The 17,946-nt window shown below is 35.1% G+C and carries 14 protein-coding genes; 7 read left to right on the top strand and 7 right to left on the bottom strand.

From position 1 onward, the window contains the following. Nucleotides 1-36: 36 nt before the first annotated feature. Nucleotides 37-1,071, top strand: a complete 1,035-nt coding sequence (locus BC962_RS00930; RefSeq protein ID WP_121344062.1) for an aldo/keto reductase — start codon at nt 37-39, stop codon at nt 1,069-1,071. On the opposite strand, the gene BC962_RS00925 is transcribed toward BC962_RS00930, so the two are convergent. Genes BC962_RS00925 through panC form a run of 6 tightly spaced genes read right to left on the bottom strand, consistent with a single transcriptional unit; the run spans nt 1,068 to nt 7,016 of the window. Continuing rightward, nucleotides 1,068-2,201, bottom strand: coding sequence for a M23 family metallopeptidase (locus tag BC962_RS00925; protein WP_121344061.1), 1,134 nt, complete (start codon nt 2,199-2,201; stop codon nt 1,068-1,070). The genes BC962_RS00930 and BC962_RS00925 overlap by 4 nt on opposite strands. Nucleotides 2,202-2,244: 43 nt before the next feature. Continuing rightward, a complete protein-coding gene (radA, locus tag BC962_RS00920; protein WP_121344060.1) occupies nt 2,245-3,609 on the bottom strand; it encodes a DNA repair protein RadA in 1,365 nt (454 codons plus the stop codon). A gap of 41 nt (nt 3,610-3,650) precedes the next feature. Further along, a complete protein-coding gene (locus tag BC962_RS00915) occupies nt 3,651-4,799 on the bottom strand; it encodes an alpha/beta hydrolase (RefSeq protein ID WP_121344059.1) in 1,149 nt (382 codons plus the stop codon). Between the two features lie 36 nt (nt 4,800-4,835). Continuing rightward, nucleotides 4,836-5,801, bottom strand: a complete 966-nt coding sequence (locus BC962_RS00910) for a lysylphosphatidylglycerol synthase transmembrane domain-containing protein (RefSeq protein WP_121344058.1) — start codon at nt 5,799-5,801, stop codon at nt 4,836-4,838. 3 nt (nt 5,802-5,804) lie between these two features. Then, nucleotides 5,805-6,155, bottom strand: coding sequence for an aspartate 1-decarboxylase (gene panD, locus BC962_RS00905; RefSeq protein ID WP_010227529.1), 351 nt, complete (start codon nt 6,153-6,155; stop codon nt 5,805-5,807). Nucleotides 6,156-6,164: 9 nt separating this feature from the next. Continuing rightward, nucleotides 6,165-7,016, bottom strand: coding sequence for a pantoate--beta-alanine ligase (panC, locus tag BC962_RS00900; RefSeq protein ID WP_121344057.1), 852 nt, complete (start codon nt 7,014-7,016; stop codon nt 6,165-6,167). Between the two features lie 101 nt (nt 7,017-7,117). Here panC and BC962_RS00895 point away from each other — a divergent pair, with 101 nt between their 5' ends. The 5 genes from BC962_RS00895 (at nt 7,118) to BC962_RS00875 (ending at nt 13,561) form a co-directional block, all read left to right on the top strand. Continuing rightward, nucleotides 7,118-7,930 carry a glycogen/starch synthase gene (locus BC962_RS00895; RefSeq protein WP_121344056.1) on the top strand — a complete coding sequence of 271 codons (813 nt, stop codon included), beginning with the start codon at nt 7,118-7,120 and terminating at the stop codon, nt 7,928-7,930. 14 nt (nt 7,931-7,944) lie between these two features. After that, complete coding sequence (locus BC962_RS00890) at nt 7,945-9,534, top strand: DUF4270 domain-containing protein (RefSeq protein WP_121344055.1); 1,590 nt, start codon at nt 7,945-7,947, stop codon at nt 9,532-9,534. Nucleotides 9,535-9,537: 3 nt separating this feature from the next. Further along, entirely contained in the window at nt 9,538-11,388 is a 1,851-nt protein-coding gene (gene glmS, locus BC962_RS00885) for a glutamine--fructose-6-phosphate transaminase (isomerizing) (protein WP_121344054.1), read from the top strand. Nucleotides 11,389-11,677: 289 nt separating this feature from the next. After that, nucleotides 11,678-13,189, top strand: a complete 1,512-nt coding sequence (gene atpD, locus BC962_RS00880) for a F0F1 ATP synthase subunit beta (protein WP_121344053.1) — start codon at nt 11,678-11,680, stop codon at nt 13,187-13,189. A gap of 84 nt (nt 13,190-13,273) precedes the next feature. Then, entirely contained in the window at nt 13,274-13,561 is a 288-nt protein-coding gene (locus BC962_RS00875) for a FoF1 ATP synthase subunit delta/epsilon (protein ID WP_121344052.1), read from the top strand. Nucleotides 13,562-13,723: 162 nt separating this feature from the next. Here BC962_RS00875 and BC962_RS00870 read toward each other — a convergent pair whose 3' ends face one another. After that, complete coding sequence (locus tag BC962_RS00870) at nt 13,724-15,496, bottom strand: M61 family metallopeptidase (RefSeq protein WP_121344051.1); 1,773 nt, start codon at nt 15,494-15,496, stop codon at nt 13,724-13,726. Between the two features lie 132 nt (nt 15,497-15,628). On the opposite strand from BC962_RS00870, the gene BC962_RS00865 reads away from it, so the two are divergent. After that, nucleotides 15,629-17,935, top strand: a complete 2,307-nt coding sequence (locus BC962_RS00865; protein WP_121344050.1) for a putative monovalent cation/H+ antiporter subunit A — start codon at nt 15,629-15,631, stop codon at nt 17,933-17,935. Nucleotides 17,936-17,946 lie beyond the last annotated feature (11 nt).

The raw sequence follows: 17,946 nt of genomic DNA, 5'->3' as shown, positions 1-17,946 counted from the left end.
CCTGAATCTTCTTCAATTAAACTTTAAACTTTTATAATGAAATATACGAGCCTCCCAAATTCCAATATTAAAGTCAGCAAAATATGTTTAGGCTCCATGACTTGGGGTGAACAGAACACCGAAAAAGAAGGTCATGAGCAAATAGATTATGCTTTGGAGCAGGGTGTAAATTTCATAGATACTGCAGAGATGTACTCCACTCCTGCAAATAAAGACACTCAGGGAAGTACAGAGAGGATCATTGGGACTTGGTTTAAGAATTCAGGAAGAAGGGAAGATGTAGTACTCGCAACAAAAATAGCTGGTCCAGGGAAAGCAGTGGCTCATATAAGGCCTAATCTAGGTTTTTCTAAGGCTGCGATGAATGATGCACTTTCTAAAAGTTTGAAGCGATTACAGACAGATTATATAGATCTTTATCAATTACACTGGCCAGAACGAAATTCTAATTTTTTCGGAAAAAGAGGATTTGTAAATGATCCAACTGAAGAATGGGAAGATAATTTTAAAGAGATCCTCTTCAATTTAAACGAGTTTGTGAGAGATGGTAAAATCAGAAAGATCGGACTCTCCAATGAATCTCCTTATGGAGTGATGCGATGCTTGGAAGAAGCGAGAAATGGTGCGCCAAAAATAAGCACAGTTCAAAACCCTTATAGTTTACTTAATAGGAAAGATGAAATAGGTTTAACTGAAATTTATCATCGGGAAGATGTTGGTTTATTTCCTTATTCCCCTTTAGGAATGGGTTCACTTAGCGGGAAATATTTAAAGGATAAAAATGCAAAAGGAAGATTAACCTTATTCCCTCAGTACAGTAGATATGGAAATGCCCAGGCAATAAAAGCTATCGAAAGATATGTGAAGATAGCAACAGATCATCAACTAAAACCAGCACAAATGGCCTTAGCTTTTGTAAATATGCAGCCGTTTGTTACCAGTAATATTATTGGGGCAACTACTTTAGATCAATTAAAAGAAAATATTGGGAGTATAGATATAGAACTTTCAGAAAAAATAATTCAGGAAATAAATGAGGTGCACGAACAAATTCCCAATCCTGCTCCCTAATTTATTGGACTAGCCAGAGAAGAATGAAGAAAAGATGAATTCTTAGAACTTGAGGTTTTAATATGAAACCATTCTTCGGTTTTTCCTAAAATATTTACTGTATCACCTGCGGAAAGTTTTTGAATAATTTTTGAATTTTTCAATGAACTGGAGTTGCGCAAATTTGCGACGTTATTAACCACTGCCAATTGGGCCTTGGGATAAAATGAACTTTCTACAGGAACCTTATATTCATTTTGCTTTATAAAATGGTAAGGATTAATTGCACCATTATAACCTTGATAAATACCGAAATGTAAATGCGGTGCAGTGGTTCTAGCATTTCCAGTATTTCCGACATAACCAAGTGTGTCTCCAGCCTTAACCTGATAATTTATTATTGGCGCTATACTATCTAAATGTGCATAATATAAAGATTGACCTCTTTTGGTATCTCGCAACCAAACTTGTTTTCCTCCCAAACCTTTCTCGCCGCTAGAAGTGATCCTTCCATCCACACTTGCAATTACCGGTGTCCCGCGTTTGGCAAAAATATCAATTCCTTCATGTGATCTTTTTCCTCCATCTCGTTGAGCACCCCAAAAACTTTGGGCATCCCTATTCTTGCCGCCGGAAACTGGGAAAAGATATACTGGAGACCTATTTATTTCAATATTAAAAAATGAACCAGCTTCAATTTCCGGCTGAATAACAATTTTATAAGAATTGTCTTCTTCAACTTCCAATTGCATAAACTGTTCTCCAAACTCTGAAGCTTTAATATTTTTAAAAATTGAGTCCTCCTTCGAGTAAACATCTATAAACGTAAGAGATGAGGTAGAATCTTGCTTAATTTTTATGGAAAGTAAATCTCCCCTATGTAGGTCCATTAGATAAGAATAAACTGAAAAACTTTTCGGGAAAAACTTGCCAGATTCACGGTAGGGCAAATTAATAAAAACACTGTTATTCTCTATTGCTTTAATTTTTTCTATCTCCCAGATTTTATATAAATCATCATTTATATTTAACTCTCTTTTATAGAACTCTTGGGCAGATGGCTTATTTATTAAATCTTTGGCTTTATTAATTTCAGAACAGCCTTCTAAAATAAGAATTAGTAAAAGAAGCCAAAAAAATCTACTATGCATTATATCAATTTTTCGAACTTTGAAGAGCAGTAATTATGCCATGTTATTCAAATAAATAGCTAACCACATCTTCAATTTTCGCTACTTTTTGGATTTTAATAGCATAGTTTGCTTTAGGAAGTTTAGTTTGAGTAGAGATCATAATACTGGAAAAACCTAGTTTTTCTGCTTCCAAGATACGTTGTTCTGCTCTTGGCACCGGTCTTATTTCGCCCGCCAATCCAATTTCAGCAGCAAAGCAAATATCTTTAGGAATGGCAATATCTTCATTAGATGAGAGTATAGCTGCAATAACTGCAAGATCTATCGCAGGATCGTCTACACTAATTCCTCCGGTAACATTGAGGAAAACATCTTTTGCTCCTAATCTAAATCCAGCACGTTTTTCCAACACCGCAAGAAGCATATTTAATCGTTTAGAATTGTAACCCGTAGTAGAACGCTGAGGGGTTCCATATACCGCAGAGCTTACTAATGCTTGTATTTCGATCATTAAAGGGCGCATGCCTTCTAAAGTGGCAGAAATTGCCGTTCCACTTAAGCCTTCATCATTTTTAGAGATCAAAATTTCTGAGGGATTGGAGACTTCCCTCAATCCGCTACCCAACATTTCATAGATCCCTAATTCATGAGTAGATCCAAATCTATTTTTATTGGCTCTTAAAATTCTATAGACATGGTTTCTGTCGCCTTCAAACTGTAAAACAGTATCTACCATGTGTTCCAATACTTTTGGGCCAGCAATGCTTCCTTCTTTGGTTATATGTCCAATTAAAATTACAGGCACTCCAGTTTCTTTGGCAAATTTTATTAGTTCTGCAGTACATTCCCGAACTTGAGATATGCTACCCGGTGAACTTTCTATATAATCGCTATGAAGGGTCTGGATAGAATCTACAATTACTATTTCCGGTTGTAAAGCCTCAATTTGCTTAAATATATTCTGGGTTTTGGTTTCTGTGAGAATATAACAATTAGCAGGATTGGGGTTAATTCGTTCTGCACGCATTTTAATTTGCTGCTGACTTTCTTCTCCCGAAACATATAAAGTCTTATGGCTTAAATGAAGGGAGATCTGTAGTAACAAAGTACTTTTCCCAATACCTGGTTCTCCTCCTAATAAAGTAAGAGATCCGGGAACAATTCCTCCACCTAGAACCCTATTCAATTCAGCATTATTGGTATCTAATCTTATTTCTGAAGAAACTTCGATCTCTGCGATTTTTAAAGGTTTAGAAACCTTTTTAGCTTCCCTAACAGTTGGAGATTTCCAGTCTATTTTATCTGGAGTTTGAATTACTTCTTCTACCAGTGTATTCCACTCTTTACAGGCAGAACATTGTCCCTGCCATTTAGAATGTTGAGTGCCACAATTCTGACAATAAAATGTGGTTTTTACCTTTGCCATAATTCAATTGAAATGAAAATTTGATCTTTGCTTAGAAGCGGTTAATATCCGAAATCTTGCTTGATTTTGTCTGCTTTATCAAGCATAAAATCTGTTGTTAAAAAAGAAATAGGTTCTTGTCCATAGCCTTTTTGATAACTCCGCATGGCTTTCTTGGGGCTTCCCGTTTCTTCCTCAAATCGAGCTTCAAAATAAGTAGCTAGCATAGTTTTAGGATAATGCTTTTCTGCAAGTTTGGAGAGATCATGTAATTCTTCCCATTTTTCAGTTTTTTCTATGGCATTATAAACTGCCATAAAATCGTTTAGTCTAATTTGTTTATTAACATGAAATAAGGTCTGGATAGTCTCATATTTTTCAACTAAGTAGTCATAAGAAGAAACGGAAGTTTGTAGAAGGGTTCTATTATAATCGAAAATAGAAATAGGTCCGTATACCTCGAAGATTTGTTCTATAGCTTTTGGAATGGCATTTCCAGCTAAGGTATAATGAGAACCTTTTGGGAAATTATCGAAATTATATTTTAGATTTTTATTTTCTATAATTTTTAACTGGTTGTCGAAACTCAAAATATCCTCTTTTAACGATGGGATATCCTCTTCAGCAGTGGCAAGGTAATACCAGATCTTACTTTCAGATTTTGTTAAGGCTGCTGCAACTCTATTCGCCATTTCTGGTGCTAGATCGGGGCTTATATTAATATATCCTTGAAAAAGAGGGTTTTCTTTAAGCAAATAATAATTAATGAAATTAGAGGTGTAGTCATGTCCCATTATAACTCGAAACGGAGCTGTCCGGTATTGAGAGTCTAAATAGGTCATTAATTCCATACCTATAAATTCAAAAAATTTCGCGCCATTTTCTGAAGGGAGAAATCGTTCGCTGTCATAAAACGCATCTGAATCTCTAGTATCGCTTTGATTAATTCCTACAACAATCATCTCAGGAATATCTTCCCAATATGAATAGAAATCTACATTTCCGGCAACTGGTTCGAATAAATAGTCACCATCTAAAACTATGAGTACGGGATAAGATTTTTCCTTATTTTTCTCGTAATTTCTAGGGAGTTGAATTTTTAATTCTCTTTCTTCGCCTAGTTTTAAAGAGGTTAAGGATTTGTAAACAGTTTGTGCTGTAAATAGGTTAGGGGCAATTAACAGACAAATTAAAAGTAGTTTTTTGTGCATACATTAAGTTTAAATTGTCAGCCACAATATAGGATTTTATTTTTTACGGTTATAAATGGGAAGAAATAAGAAAGATAATCCTCCTACAATTATAATAAGTAAAGTTTGTGTTCCCCAGGTGATCCAACCAAAAGCTTCTCCCCCTTGTTTGCTAATTCCAAAAAGCATGAGACTTGCTCCAATTGCTATGGGATATACTCCAATTCCACCATTGGTGGCAGAAATTGCAAAGGAACCCACTACAAAAGCTAATAATACTACTCCAAAGGAAAGGTTTGAAGTTTCAGGCACTGTAAATATTAGGGCATAGAACATGCAAATGTACATGAGCCAAATGAAAAGTGTATGAAATATAAAGGCTCCTTTTTGCTTCATTTTAAGGATGCTTCGCATTCCTTCTAGGAGACCTTTAGCGAATTTTTTAATTTTTTTGAAGATCTTAATTTTAGAATTTCTAATCAACTTTAAAACAAAGACCCCAATGGCTAAAAGGCCTAAGAGAATAGCAATCGTGAAAAACGGATTGATGTTGTTGTCTTCAAAATACGCAAGTAAATTTTCTGTTTGGAGGATCATTGCAGCTGCTATTACCAGTAATAGCATCATGAAATCGGCAATCCTTTCAGAAATAATTGTTCCAAAAGCTTTTTCAAAAGGCACATTTTCATAACTAGAAATAGTGACTCCTCTTAGTACTTCCCCAGATCTTGGAATCCCAAAATTTGCAAGGTAAGCAACCATAACCGCCATAAAACTGTTTGCGAATTTTGGCTTATAGCCTAATGGTTCGAGCAGAAATTTCCATCTATACGCTCTTGAAAGATGCGATAATAAGCCACATATCAAGGAGATCATTATAAAAATTGGGTTCGCCGATTTAATATTATCTAAAAGCTCTTCCCTTTCTACAGGAGTGGAATTTCTAATTGAAAACCAGATCAAAAAAACTCCCAGCAAAAGCGGGAGTATGATCTTTAAAATTTTGATGGTGGTTTTCTTCAAGAATTAATTTAAAAGATTGTTTTCTTCATTAGGGAAAACCAAGGCGGGCTTAAAAGATTTAGCTTCCTCTAACTCCATAATGGCATATGTAATAAGAATAAGTATATCTCCTTTTGCAACTCTTCTCGCTGCGGCACCGTTAAGAGTTATCTCTCCAGAATTCCTAGGACCAGGGATTGCGTAAGTTTCTATACGCTCTCCATTATTATTATTTACAATTTGAACTTTTTCGCCTTCAATAATGTTAGCAGCATCCATAAGATCTTGATCTATGGTAATACTCCCAATATAATTAAGATCGGCGCCCGTGCATTTTACGCGATGGATTTTAGATTTTACTACGTGAATCAACATATAATTTATTTAATAATTTAAGGCTATATTATCTATAAGCCTAATGTCTTCCGAATATACCGCGATAAAGGCGCGAACTTTTTGATTGATAATTTTATTTGATATTGGCTTTAAAGTCTCACTATCTGCAATTTCAAAATATTCTAATTTAAAATATGGGTTAGCTTTAAATTCATTTTCTACCCAATTTGTTATCTGATTTACACTTTCTATGCCAAATTTATTTTTAGCTTTTAAAAGCGTTTCATGAATAAAAGAAGCTTTATTTCGAATTTCTGTACTTAGTCGTTCATTTCTAGAGCTCCTTGCTAAACCGTTGCTTTCCCGATATATAGGGCAACCAATTACTTCTACGGGAAGATCGTGATGCTGAACAAGTTTTTTAATTATTTGTAGTTGTTGATAATCCTTTTCGCCAAAAAAAGCCTTGTCGGGCTTTACAATTTCAAAAAGCTTTTTCACTACCGTTCCAACTCCGTCAAAATGTCCGTTTCTATATTTTCCTTCCATTTCATATTCCAAACCGTCAAATTGAAAATGTTCAGAAATCACTTTATCATTGTAAAGCTCGGCAGCAGTTGGAGTGAAAATAATTAGATTTAGGTTCAATTCTGCTAATTTTTGAGTGTCAGAATCTAGAGTTCGAGGGTAATTATCGAGATCTTCAGCGTTATCGAACTGGGTAGGATTAATAAAAACACTCACTACAACCACATCGCAAACGGCAGCTGCTTGTCTAACTAAAGACAAGTGCCCATCATGCAATGCGCCCATTGTAGGCACGAAGCCGACGCTGGAATCTTCAAATTTTAATTTAGAAATAACCTCTGTTAAGGTCGCTTTCTCTTTAATAATCTGCATTTTATTATAAAATTAACAGCGTGCAAACTTAATATATTACTGGCAAACTGCATAAAATTTCGTAATTTTGCGTGTTTTTTATTCGCAAAAGCAAAATATTTATGAAAGATAAGAGGATATTATACGTATCATCTGAAGTTATACCTTACTTGCCCGAAACCGATATATCATCTATGTCTTTTGAAGCTGCTAGAATGGTAAATGGTTTAGGAGGTCAAATCAGGATTTTTATGCCACGTTATGGCAACATCAACGAGAGAAGGCATCAGTTGCATGAAGTGATTAGATTGTCTGGGATGAATTTGGTGATTGATGATTTGGATATGCCATTGATTATTAAAGTTGCATCTATTCCAAAAGAGAGAATGCAGGTTTATTTTATAGATAACGAGGATTATTTCAAAAGAAAAGCAACACTTACAGATGAGGAAGGGAATTTATTTCCAGACAATGATGAGCGAGCAATTTTCTTTGCAAAAGGAGTTATAGAAACAGTTAAGAAATTAAACTGGTCTCCAGATATAATCCACGTTCATGGATGGTTGTCTTCATTATTGCCGCTGTATCTAAGAAACTACTACGGAAACGAGCCATTATTTTCTGGCGCAAAAATTGTTACCTCTGTGTACAATCAAAGTTTCGATGAGTCGTTAGATACAAGTATGCATAAGAAAATTCTTTTTGATGGGTTGGAGACAGAGAATGTTAAGCATTTGAAAAAACCAACGTATGTTAATTTGATGAAAACTGCAATAGATAACTCTGATGCAGTAATAATTGGTGGAGATGATATTCCAGCAGAATTATCAAAATACCTAAAGAAATTAGAAAAACCAGTTTTGGATTATAAAACTCCTGAGGAATTTTCTACGGCTTATCAAGATTTTTACAACACTCAAGTTTTATCACAATAAGTAATTTATACCGAATGATTTTTTTGAAAAGAGCACGTCTAGCCCCAATAGCATTGCTGTTGGTTTTGGCATTTACCTCATGTGATAACGATTATAATACCATTGGTGGCCGGCTTATTGGTCAGTTTGATTCCATCCCATCATACGAGGCTGGAGTTTCTGGTTATAGCGCTAAGCTTGGACCAGTGCAAACAAATGCGCTTCCTGTAAATTTATTAGGAGTTTATAATGACCCAGTTTATGGGCAACAGGTAGCGAACGTTTTAACACAATTATCTCTAAGTAGTAACAACCCACAATTTGGAACACAAGCTGTTGTAGATAGTGTGGTATTAACTCTTCCATATTTTAGTACCGAGTTAGAAACCTTAGAAAACGGAAATATTTCTTATCAGTTAGATTCATTATTTGGTAGTTCTCCTTATAAATTAACGGTTAGTAGATCTAATTTTTACTTAAATAATTTCGATCCAGATGCCGATTTTGCAGCTGCTCAGAAATACTATTCAAACCAAGGATCAACATTCGAGAATAGTTTAATTGGAACTCCTTTATATACAAATGAAAATTTTGTTCCATCAGAGCTAGGAGTTGTTTATGAAGTAATTAATGAGCAAGGTGAGCTTGATACTATTAATGCTTCACCAAGGCTTAGAGCTAATTTACCAGTACAATTCTTTCAAGATAATATTATTAATAAGGAAGGTTCTTTAGAACTTTCTAACAATAATAACTTCAATAATTTTATAAGAGGGCTTTATTTTAAAGCAGAGCCAGTAAATTCTAAAGGGAATATGCTGTTGCTTAACTTCGCTAATGCAGACGCTGGAATAACAGTTTATTATACTTCTCAAGTAGAAGATTCTTCAGATTCTGATGAAGATGGTGATACTACAGATTTGATAGCGCGACCTTCTTCATTTAAATTGAGTTTCGGGCCAAATACGGTGAACACGTTTTCTCAGGATTTCCCAGAAGGAATAACTTCAGAAATTTCTCAATCGAATGCAGAGATTGGAGCAAAGAATTTATTTTTAAAAGGAGGCGAGGGAACAGTTTCAGTTATCGAATTATTCGAAGATGAATTGGAATTAGAAGAGTTGAGAACAAAAAACTGGCTGATAAATGAAGCTAATTTAACCTTTTTTGTAGATCAGGAAAGAGTGCAGAGTGTTGATTCTGAACCAGAAAGAATTTATTTATACAATTTAAAAACTAACGAACAATTGTTCGATTACTTAGTAGATCCTAGCTTAAGTGCAGAAAATCCATTAAACTCTCTAATCTCACATTCTAGTAGATTAGTTAGGGATGACAGCGGTGCAGGAGTGAGCTATAAAATAAGAATTACAGAGCATGTAAAGAATATTTTAAACAAAGATTCTACCAATGTGAAATTAGGATTGGTAGTTACAAAAAACATTAATCTAGTGTCGAGCTCCGCTTTAAAAACCCCGGTAGCGATTGATACTGATAATAAAATTACAAGAGTTCCAAGAGCGGCAGTAATTGAGCCTAAAGGAACTGTCTTACATGGGAATTTATCTCCTGATGTGGATAAGAGAATAAAATTTAATATTTATTATACAGAAACAAACAATTAGAATATGTGCGGAATTGTAGGTTATATAGGGCATAGAGAAGCTTACCCTATAGTGTTGAAAGGATTACATAGATTAGAGTATCGAGGTTATGATAGTGCGGGAATTGCATTATTTGATGGAAATGAACTTAATCTTTGTAAGACTAAAGGTAAAGTAGCAGATCTTGAAGCAAAATTTAATGCTACGACTTCTACTAGTGGTCATGTTGGTATAGGACATACAAGATGGGCAACTCATGGGGTTCCTAATGATGTAAATTCACATCCACATTATTCTAATTCAGGGAATCTTGTAATTATTCATAATGGGATCATAGAGAATTATTCTTCTCTTAAGAAAGAATTAATTAAGAGGGGTTACACATTTCAATCTGATACAGATACGGAAGTATTGGTGAATCTTATTGAAGATGTGATGATCAATGAAGATGTTATGCTAGGGAAGGCGGTTCAAATTGCCTTAAATCAAACTGTTGGAGCCTATGCAATTACCGTCTTTGATAAAAGAAAACCCAATGAACTTGTGGTTGCTAGATTAGGTAGTCCATTAGCCATTGGAATTGGTGAAAATGAATTTTTTATTGCCTCTGATGCTTCTCCTTTTATAGAGTTTACAAATAATGCTATTTATCTTGAAGATGGAGAAATGGCTGTAGTAAGGCTTGGTAAAGAAATTAAAGTAAGAAAGATACAGGATGACTCTTTAGTAGATCCATATATTCAGGAATTACAACTGAATTTAGAGCAGATCGAAAAAGGAGGTTATGAGCATTTTATGCTAAAAGAGATCTATGAGCAGCCTAATGCTATTACAGACACCTATAGAGGTAGAATGTTAGTAAATGAGGGTATCATTAGAATGGCCGGGGTGGATGACAATATTGAACGTATTTCAAAAGCAAAGAGAATTCTTATTGTTGCTTGTGGAACCTCATGGCATGCAGGTTTAGTTGCAGAATATATATTTGAAGATCTTGCAAGAATCCCTGTTGAAGTAGAATATGCTTCAGAATTTAGATACAGAAATCCTGTTATCAATGAAAATGATGTAGTAATTGCTATTTCTCAGAGTGGAGAAACTGCAGATACTATGGCAGCAATAAAGTTAGCTAAGGAAAAAGGTGCTTTCGTTTTTGGAGTATGTAATGTTGTAGGCTCTTCAATCTCTAGAGAAACTCATGCAGGAGCTTATACTCATGCAGGACCAGAAATAGGTGTTGCTTCAACTAAAGCATTTACTACGCAAATTACAGTGCTTACTTTAATGGCGTTAAAATTAGCGAAACATAGAGGAACGATATCTGATACAGATTTTAGACATCATTTACAGCAGTTGGAAGCAATCCCTGCTAAAATCGCTAAAGTTTTAGAAACTACTAATGAACATATTAAGGATATCGCCTTTAAATATAAAGAAGCTACAAATTGTCTTTATTTAGGAAGAGGTTATAATTTCCCGGTTGCATTAGAAGGAGCCTTGAAGTTAAAAGAGATCTCTTATATTCATGCTGAAGGTTATCCTGCTGCAGAAATGAAGCACGGACCTATTGCATTGATAGATGAGCAAATGCCGGTAGTAGTAATAGCCACTAAAATGGGTCATTACGATAAGGTTGTTAGTAATATTCAAGAAATTAAATCCAGAAAAGGAAAAATAATTGGAATAGTTACGGAAGGTGATGAAGAAGTGAGGGATATTGCAGATTACGTAATTGAAATTCCAGATACTATAGAATCATTAACTCCTTTATTAACTACCATTCCTATGCAATTGCTTTCTTATCATATTGCAGTGATGCTTGGTAAAAATGTGGATCAACCAAGAAACTTGGCGAAGTCTGTTACCGTAGAGTAATTTATAGTATTAAATAATTTTTAAGATCCTCTTTTCTAAATGAAAAGGGGATTTTTTTTGTTAAGTTCATATTGTAAGACAACTTCCTGAAAACATTGTTTTTAGGCTATTTTCTCAAGATTTTACTTCAGAATTAAATATTTTAAAAAAGTTGAGAAAAAGTTGAGCCTTAGGCTATATGATTTTATAAAGAAAAAACTATATTTGCAGCCTGAAAATAGGTTTAGATAAAATCAATTTTATCCAACTTATTTTAAAGATTTCAATATTAAACATAAAGAATTAGATAATGTCTAAAATCACAGGTAAAGTTGCACAAATTATAGGCCCTGTAGTTGATGTAGTTTTCAACTCAGATAACGCTGATTTGCCAAATATTTACGATTCCCTAGAAATTACCAAAAAGGATGGTACTCTTTTGGTTCTTGAAGTACAATCACATATTGGTGAGAATACAGTAAGAACTGTAGCTATGGATTCTACAGATGGATTAAGTAGAGGTGTAGAAGTTGTTGCAACAGGAGCTCCAATTCAAATGCCAGTAGGAAAAGATGTTTATGGGCGTTTGTTCAATGTGATAGGTGATCCTATCGATGGATTGGATGTTTTGCCAAAAGCTGGTGAAGCTGGTATGCCAATTCACCGTGAGGCTCCAAAATTTGAAGACTTATCTGTATCTACAGAAGTACTATATACAGGAATTAAAGTAATCGATCTAATCGAGCCTTATGCAAAAGGTGGTAAGATTGGTTTATTTGGTGGAGCCGGAGTAGGTAAAACCGTATTAATTCAGGAATTAATTAACAATATTGCAAAAGGTCACGGTGGACTTTCAGTATTTGCTGGAGTTGGAGAAAGAACTCGTGAAGGAAATGACCTTTTAAGAGAGATGTTGGAATCTGGTATTATTAAATACGGAGATGAATTCATGCACTCTATGGAAGAAGGTGGATGGGATCTTTCGAAAGTAGATAAAGCTTCTTTGAAAGAATCTAAGGCAACTTTCGTATTCGGACAAATGAATGAGCCACCGGGAGCACGTGCACGTGTTGCACTTTCTGGACTTACAATTGCTGAATATTTCCGTGATGGAGCAGGAGAAGGACAAGGGAAAGATGTACTTTTCTTCGTAGATAACATTTTCCGTTTTACACAAGCGGGATCTGAAGTATCTGCACTTCTTGGACGTATGCCATCTGCGGTAGGATACCAACCTACATTAGCAACAGAGATGGGTGCGATGCAGGAACGTATTACTTCAACAAAAAATGGATCTATTACATCTGTACAAGCGGTTTACGTACCTGCAGATGATTTAACAGATCCAGCACCAGCAACAACTTTTGCTCACTTGGATGCTACAACAGTACTTTCTCGTAAAATTGCAGAGCTTGGTATTTATCCTGCAGTAGATCCTTTGGAATCTACTTCAAGAATTCTTACTGCTGGAATTTTAGGTGATGAGCATTACAATTGTGCACAACGAGTTAAAGAATTGTTACAACGTTATAAAGAATTACAGGATATCATTGCTATTCTTGGGATGGAAGAACTTTCTGAAGAAGATAAGCAAGCGGTATATAGAGCGAGACGTGTACAACGTTTCTTATCTCAGCCATTCCACGTTGCAGAACAGTTTACTGGACTAAAAGGAGTTTTGGTAGATATTAAAGAAACCATCAAAGGATTTAACATGATCATGGATGGGGAATTAGATAAATATCCAGAGGCTGCATTTAACCTTAAAGGTTCTATTGAAGAAGCTATCGAGGCTGGAGATAAAATGTTGGCTGAATCGTAAAATAGTAGTGAGCATTGAGATGTTAGTATTGAGAAATAATTCTTTAACTCACATCTCAATACTCAATACTCAATACTAAAAAATATGTATTTAGAAATAGTTACTCCAGAAGCAGTTGTATTTGGCGCCGAAGTCTTGTCAGTTAGAGTTCCAGGAATGGATGGCGAATTTCAGATGTTAAATCATCATGCTGCAATTGTTTCTCTTTTGGTAGAAGGAGAAGTGAAGATAGATTTAACTGCAGCCACTCCGGAAATGCTAAAAAGTCTTCCTTCAGCTTTTAGAAAGGAAGCTAACAATGTACTTTTCTACCCTATTAAAGGTGGCGTGCTGGAAATGAAAGATAATAAAGCGATCGTATTAGCTGATTAATTAGCTATTAAATTATATTTAAAAAGCCTGTTGAATTTCAACAGGCTTTTTTGTGTTTTGTAGTTTTTTGAAAACAAATTTCGACAAGCTCAATTTGACAATAGATCTGTCACCCTGTCCCGATAGCTATCGGGACTGTTGAAGGATTTGGTTGATTGAATTTTATTTCGTGGCTAACCAAGATTCTCTCGCTTTTACCGCTTTTTTGTCGGCATTCTCATCGATGCTAATGGTATAAGTTGGATCCATAGTGAGTGTAACTTTGGTTTCCCCTTCTTTGGCATCCCTTGTATAAGATATATTCAATTCAGTTCCAGGTTTGCTTTCATTAATGATTGTTTCCCAATCTTTCATGGAAGAAATAGCCTTTCCATTTACAGAAGTAATAATATCTCCACTGCTTAACTTTGCTTTATAAGCAGCGCTACCAATTTTAGGATTGCCGCTTATTTCTACTAAATTTTCATTCTTTTTTAATGATGCTCCAAAGTATCCTTTTTCAGAATCCTGCTTAAATTTTAAACCAACCGATTTAAAAAGTTCAGCGTACTTAGGCATTTCACTTTTGTAGATGTAATTCCCAAAGAAGTTATCTCCAATTTCTGCACCTGCATATTTATTTAGACTTTCATGAAGATCTTCTATTGTATAAGAAACCTCTGATTTTCCGAAGGTATTCCAAACCTGCTTCATGAAATCGTCTAGATTTAATCCCTTGCTTCTAAGCTCAAGATCTAATGCTAAACCAAGAACGCTTCCGTAGGAATAATAGGAGATAAAAGTGTTTTCTCTATTTACTGGATCTACAGAAGTTGCAGCATCTACAAACGGGGCTTGATAGCTCATCTCTATCGGGTTAAAAAATTGGTGTGCAGGAGAATTCCAAACATAGTTAAAAGTGCCATTGAGACTCTTTATATACTCTTCTGCAGTCAAGACTTTTGCTCTGTGAAGGATTAGGTTGGTGTAATAACTCGTAAAACCTTCAGCAAACCATAAAGAACCGGACATGTTTGCTTTAGAAAAGTCAAATGCTTCCAAATCGTTTGGTCTTATGCGCTCTACGTTCCAAGAGTGGAAAAACTCATGAGAAACGGTGCCTATATTTCCTTTCATCCCACCTTTTGCTAGTCCTTCGGTATCGGTTAGAATTGTGCTATTTCTATGCTCCATTCCATCTCCAGAAACATTTGGTAGATAACAGGCTATAAATGTATATTGTCCATAATCGTAATCTGGTAATTCTCCAAACACCTGTTTTTCCTGTTCTACAATTCGCTTAACTTGATCAAAATACTCATCAAATTCAGCATCAGTACCATCGTGATGTAATGCAAAGCTAATATTCTTTCCATCCATCTTGAATTCTCTTAAACTGAAATCACTCAACTCTGTTGGGCTATCCATGAAATAATAAAGATCTGGTGCCATATAGGTGTTTGCCTTTGTTGGCTTGAGTTGGGTTGCAATTTTCCAACTTAAATCTTCAGGCATATTGAAGGTTATTTCTATGGGTCTATGTTGAAGTTCTTCTGCATACATAAAAGTTGCAGGCATATTTAAATGCGCATGGGTGTTGTCTATTTGGGAATACGTACCATCTGCACGATTGCCAAAAAGAATATATTCTACATTCACGGTTCCGTCATGGCCTGTGATATTCCAGGAATAAGGATCTTTTCTGGTCACTTCCAGTTTATTTCCTTTACTGTCTTTAGCCACGAAGCCATAAACGTTCTTCGCAAATTCATGAACAGCATATCTTCCAGGGGATGATCTACTCATGGAAACAACAAGCTCATGAGATTTTACATTAGGAAAAGTTGCTTTAATCCTAGCTTCATGATGAGTGGCATTTTCAAAAGAGATCTCATATGAGTTGGTTTGAGCAAAAGATAAAGTTGAAATAAAGAAGAGTAAAATGAATTTAGGCATAGTTTATTATTGATTTAGGCTCTAAATTAAGAAAAATAAAAATTGATGTTATAGTTATTAAACTAAATCCGACGTTCTTATTCCTCAATAATAACTATTATATTTGCCGGACACTGAATTTTGAAGTTGCTCATGCTAATAGCTATACTCTTAGGTTTTATTTTTTCTCTTTTTCTGGTAATTACCGGGAAGTTTTTTAAAGGGAAATTTTCCATCCTTGCAGCAGGGGTCCCATTGGCGCTCTTTATTTATTTCACTCAGTTCATTAGCAGAATTTCTAATGGAGAGGTAATAACTCAATTTCATTCTTGGATTCCAGCTTTTGGTGTAAATCTCGGATTTACCTTGGATGGACTTTCACTTTTGTTTTCATTAATGATCACCGGAATTGGTTTTCTGGTATTTGTATATACTTCAGCATATTTAAAAGGTCATAAATATCTTGATAGATTTTATGGCTACTTATCTATGTTCATGGCAGCGATGCTAGGCCTTGTACTTTCAGACAATCTTATTTCCCTTTTCGTTTTCTGGGAATTAACCAGTATCACATCGTTTTTCTTGATTGGATTTAATAATACTAGCCGAGAATCTAGAAAATCAGCTTTAATTGCATTAGCAATTACTGGAATTGGAGGTCTTTCCTTATTGGTGGGCGCTTTATTCTTAGGATCTATAACTGGAACATATAGCATTGCGGAAATGTTAACAATGAATCCGGAGATAGCTTCTAATCCATATTATATATTAATTGTGCTCCTGATTTTTGGAGCTGCTTTTACAAAATCTGCACAATTTCCTTTCCATTTCTGGTTACCTGGAGCTATGAAAGCGCCAACTCCTGTTTCTACTTATTTGCACTCTGCAACCATGGTAAAAGCAGGGATATATCTTCTTATGAGGTTAACGCCTGTTTTGGGAGATCATGAATTTTGGAATACTACCTTAATAATTGTTGGAGCGGTCACTATGGTTTACTCAGCCATTCATACTCTCTTCAGGACAGATCTTAAAGGTGTTTTAGCATATTCAACCATTTCAGCATTAGGGATTTTAGTGTTTTTAATAGGTCAAGGTACCGTTGAAGCACTTACCGCTGCGGCTGTATTTGTTATTGTGCATGCCTTATATAAAGCTACACTTTTCCTAGTTACGGGAATTATAGATCACCAAACGGGAACAAGAGACACTACGGTTTTGCGTGGACTAAGAAAGGTTTTATTACCAGTTGCGATCGCAGGTTTTTTAGCTGCACTCTCTAGTGCAGGAATTCCGCCAACTATTGGGTTTATTGGTAAAGAACTCACCTATGAGTCTACATTTCATTTTGGTAACATGGCAATCCTATTAATGGGATTAATTGTGATCACTAAGATATTGTTGCTTTATGCTGGTTTTGTTGCTGGAATAAAACCATTCACAGGAGTTCTTCCTGAAAGATTTGAGAATACAAAAATGCCAAGTTTTTTAATGTGGCTCCCTCCGGTGCTTTTAGCACTTGGCTGTATAGTTTTCGGGATTTTCCCCGGGCTAATTGAAGGTTCTCTCGTAAAACCTATGGTTAGTTCTATGGGATTGGACGGGAAAGAAATTCATTTAAAATTATTTCACGGTTTTAATATTATTTTATTGCTTAGTGTTATTACTATAGCTGCCGGAACAGTGCTTTATTTTATGATTGAGCCAACAAAAAAACGGGAAAATTGGGTAGCTAAATTTGAGAAAATATCTCCACAAACCGTTATCACGAATTCGTGGACTAATTTTATTAAATTTTCCAATGGCTGGACCAATTTGTTTCAGAATGGATACTTAAGGAATTATGTATCCACAATAATGATATTTCTTATCGCTTTAACTGGCTATTCTTTATTCAGCAAAGCAAACTTTGCGGTAGATTTTAATTCCTTTTCACCCATTACGGTTTATGAAGCTGCAACATCTGTAGTAATGCTTATAGCAATTGGATATACTGTATTTACAAGGTCTAGATTGGCTGCGGTGGCATCAATGGGAATTATTGGTTATGCCATATGTATCTTATTTGTAATTTATAGCGCTCCAGATCTAGCAATGACCCAGTTTTCTATAGATACTCTTACTGTTATTCTTTTTGTTTTAGTACTTTATAAATTACCGAAGTACTTAAAATTGTCAGATTATAAGATGAGGATTCGTGATGGTATACTTTCACTAGCCTTCGGAACTATAATAACCTTGCTGATTTTAGAGGTTTTAGCTGAGCCAAAAAGTAGTGAAGTAAGTGATTATTATGCTGCAAACGCATATATTCTGGCACACGGAAAAAATGTAGTAAATGTGATTTTAGTTGATTTTAGAGGATCAGATACTATGATAGAGATATCGGTTCTAGCAATTGCTGCTATTGGAGTATTTGCATTGTTGAAATTAAGATTAAAAAAATCTGATCAGCGATAATTGAACTGAAA

This window comes from Gillisia mitskevichiae (assembly GCF_003634585.1).
Lineage (GTDB): Bacteria > Bacteroidota > Bacteroidia > Flavobacteriales > Flavobacteriaceae > Gillisia > Gillisia mitskevichiae.
The sequence above is the reverse complement of the archived record's forward strand: the minus strand, read 5'-3'. Positions and strand labels throughout refer to the sequence as shown.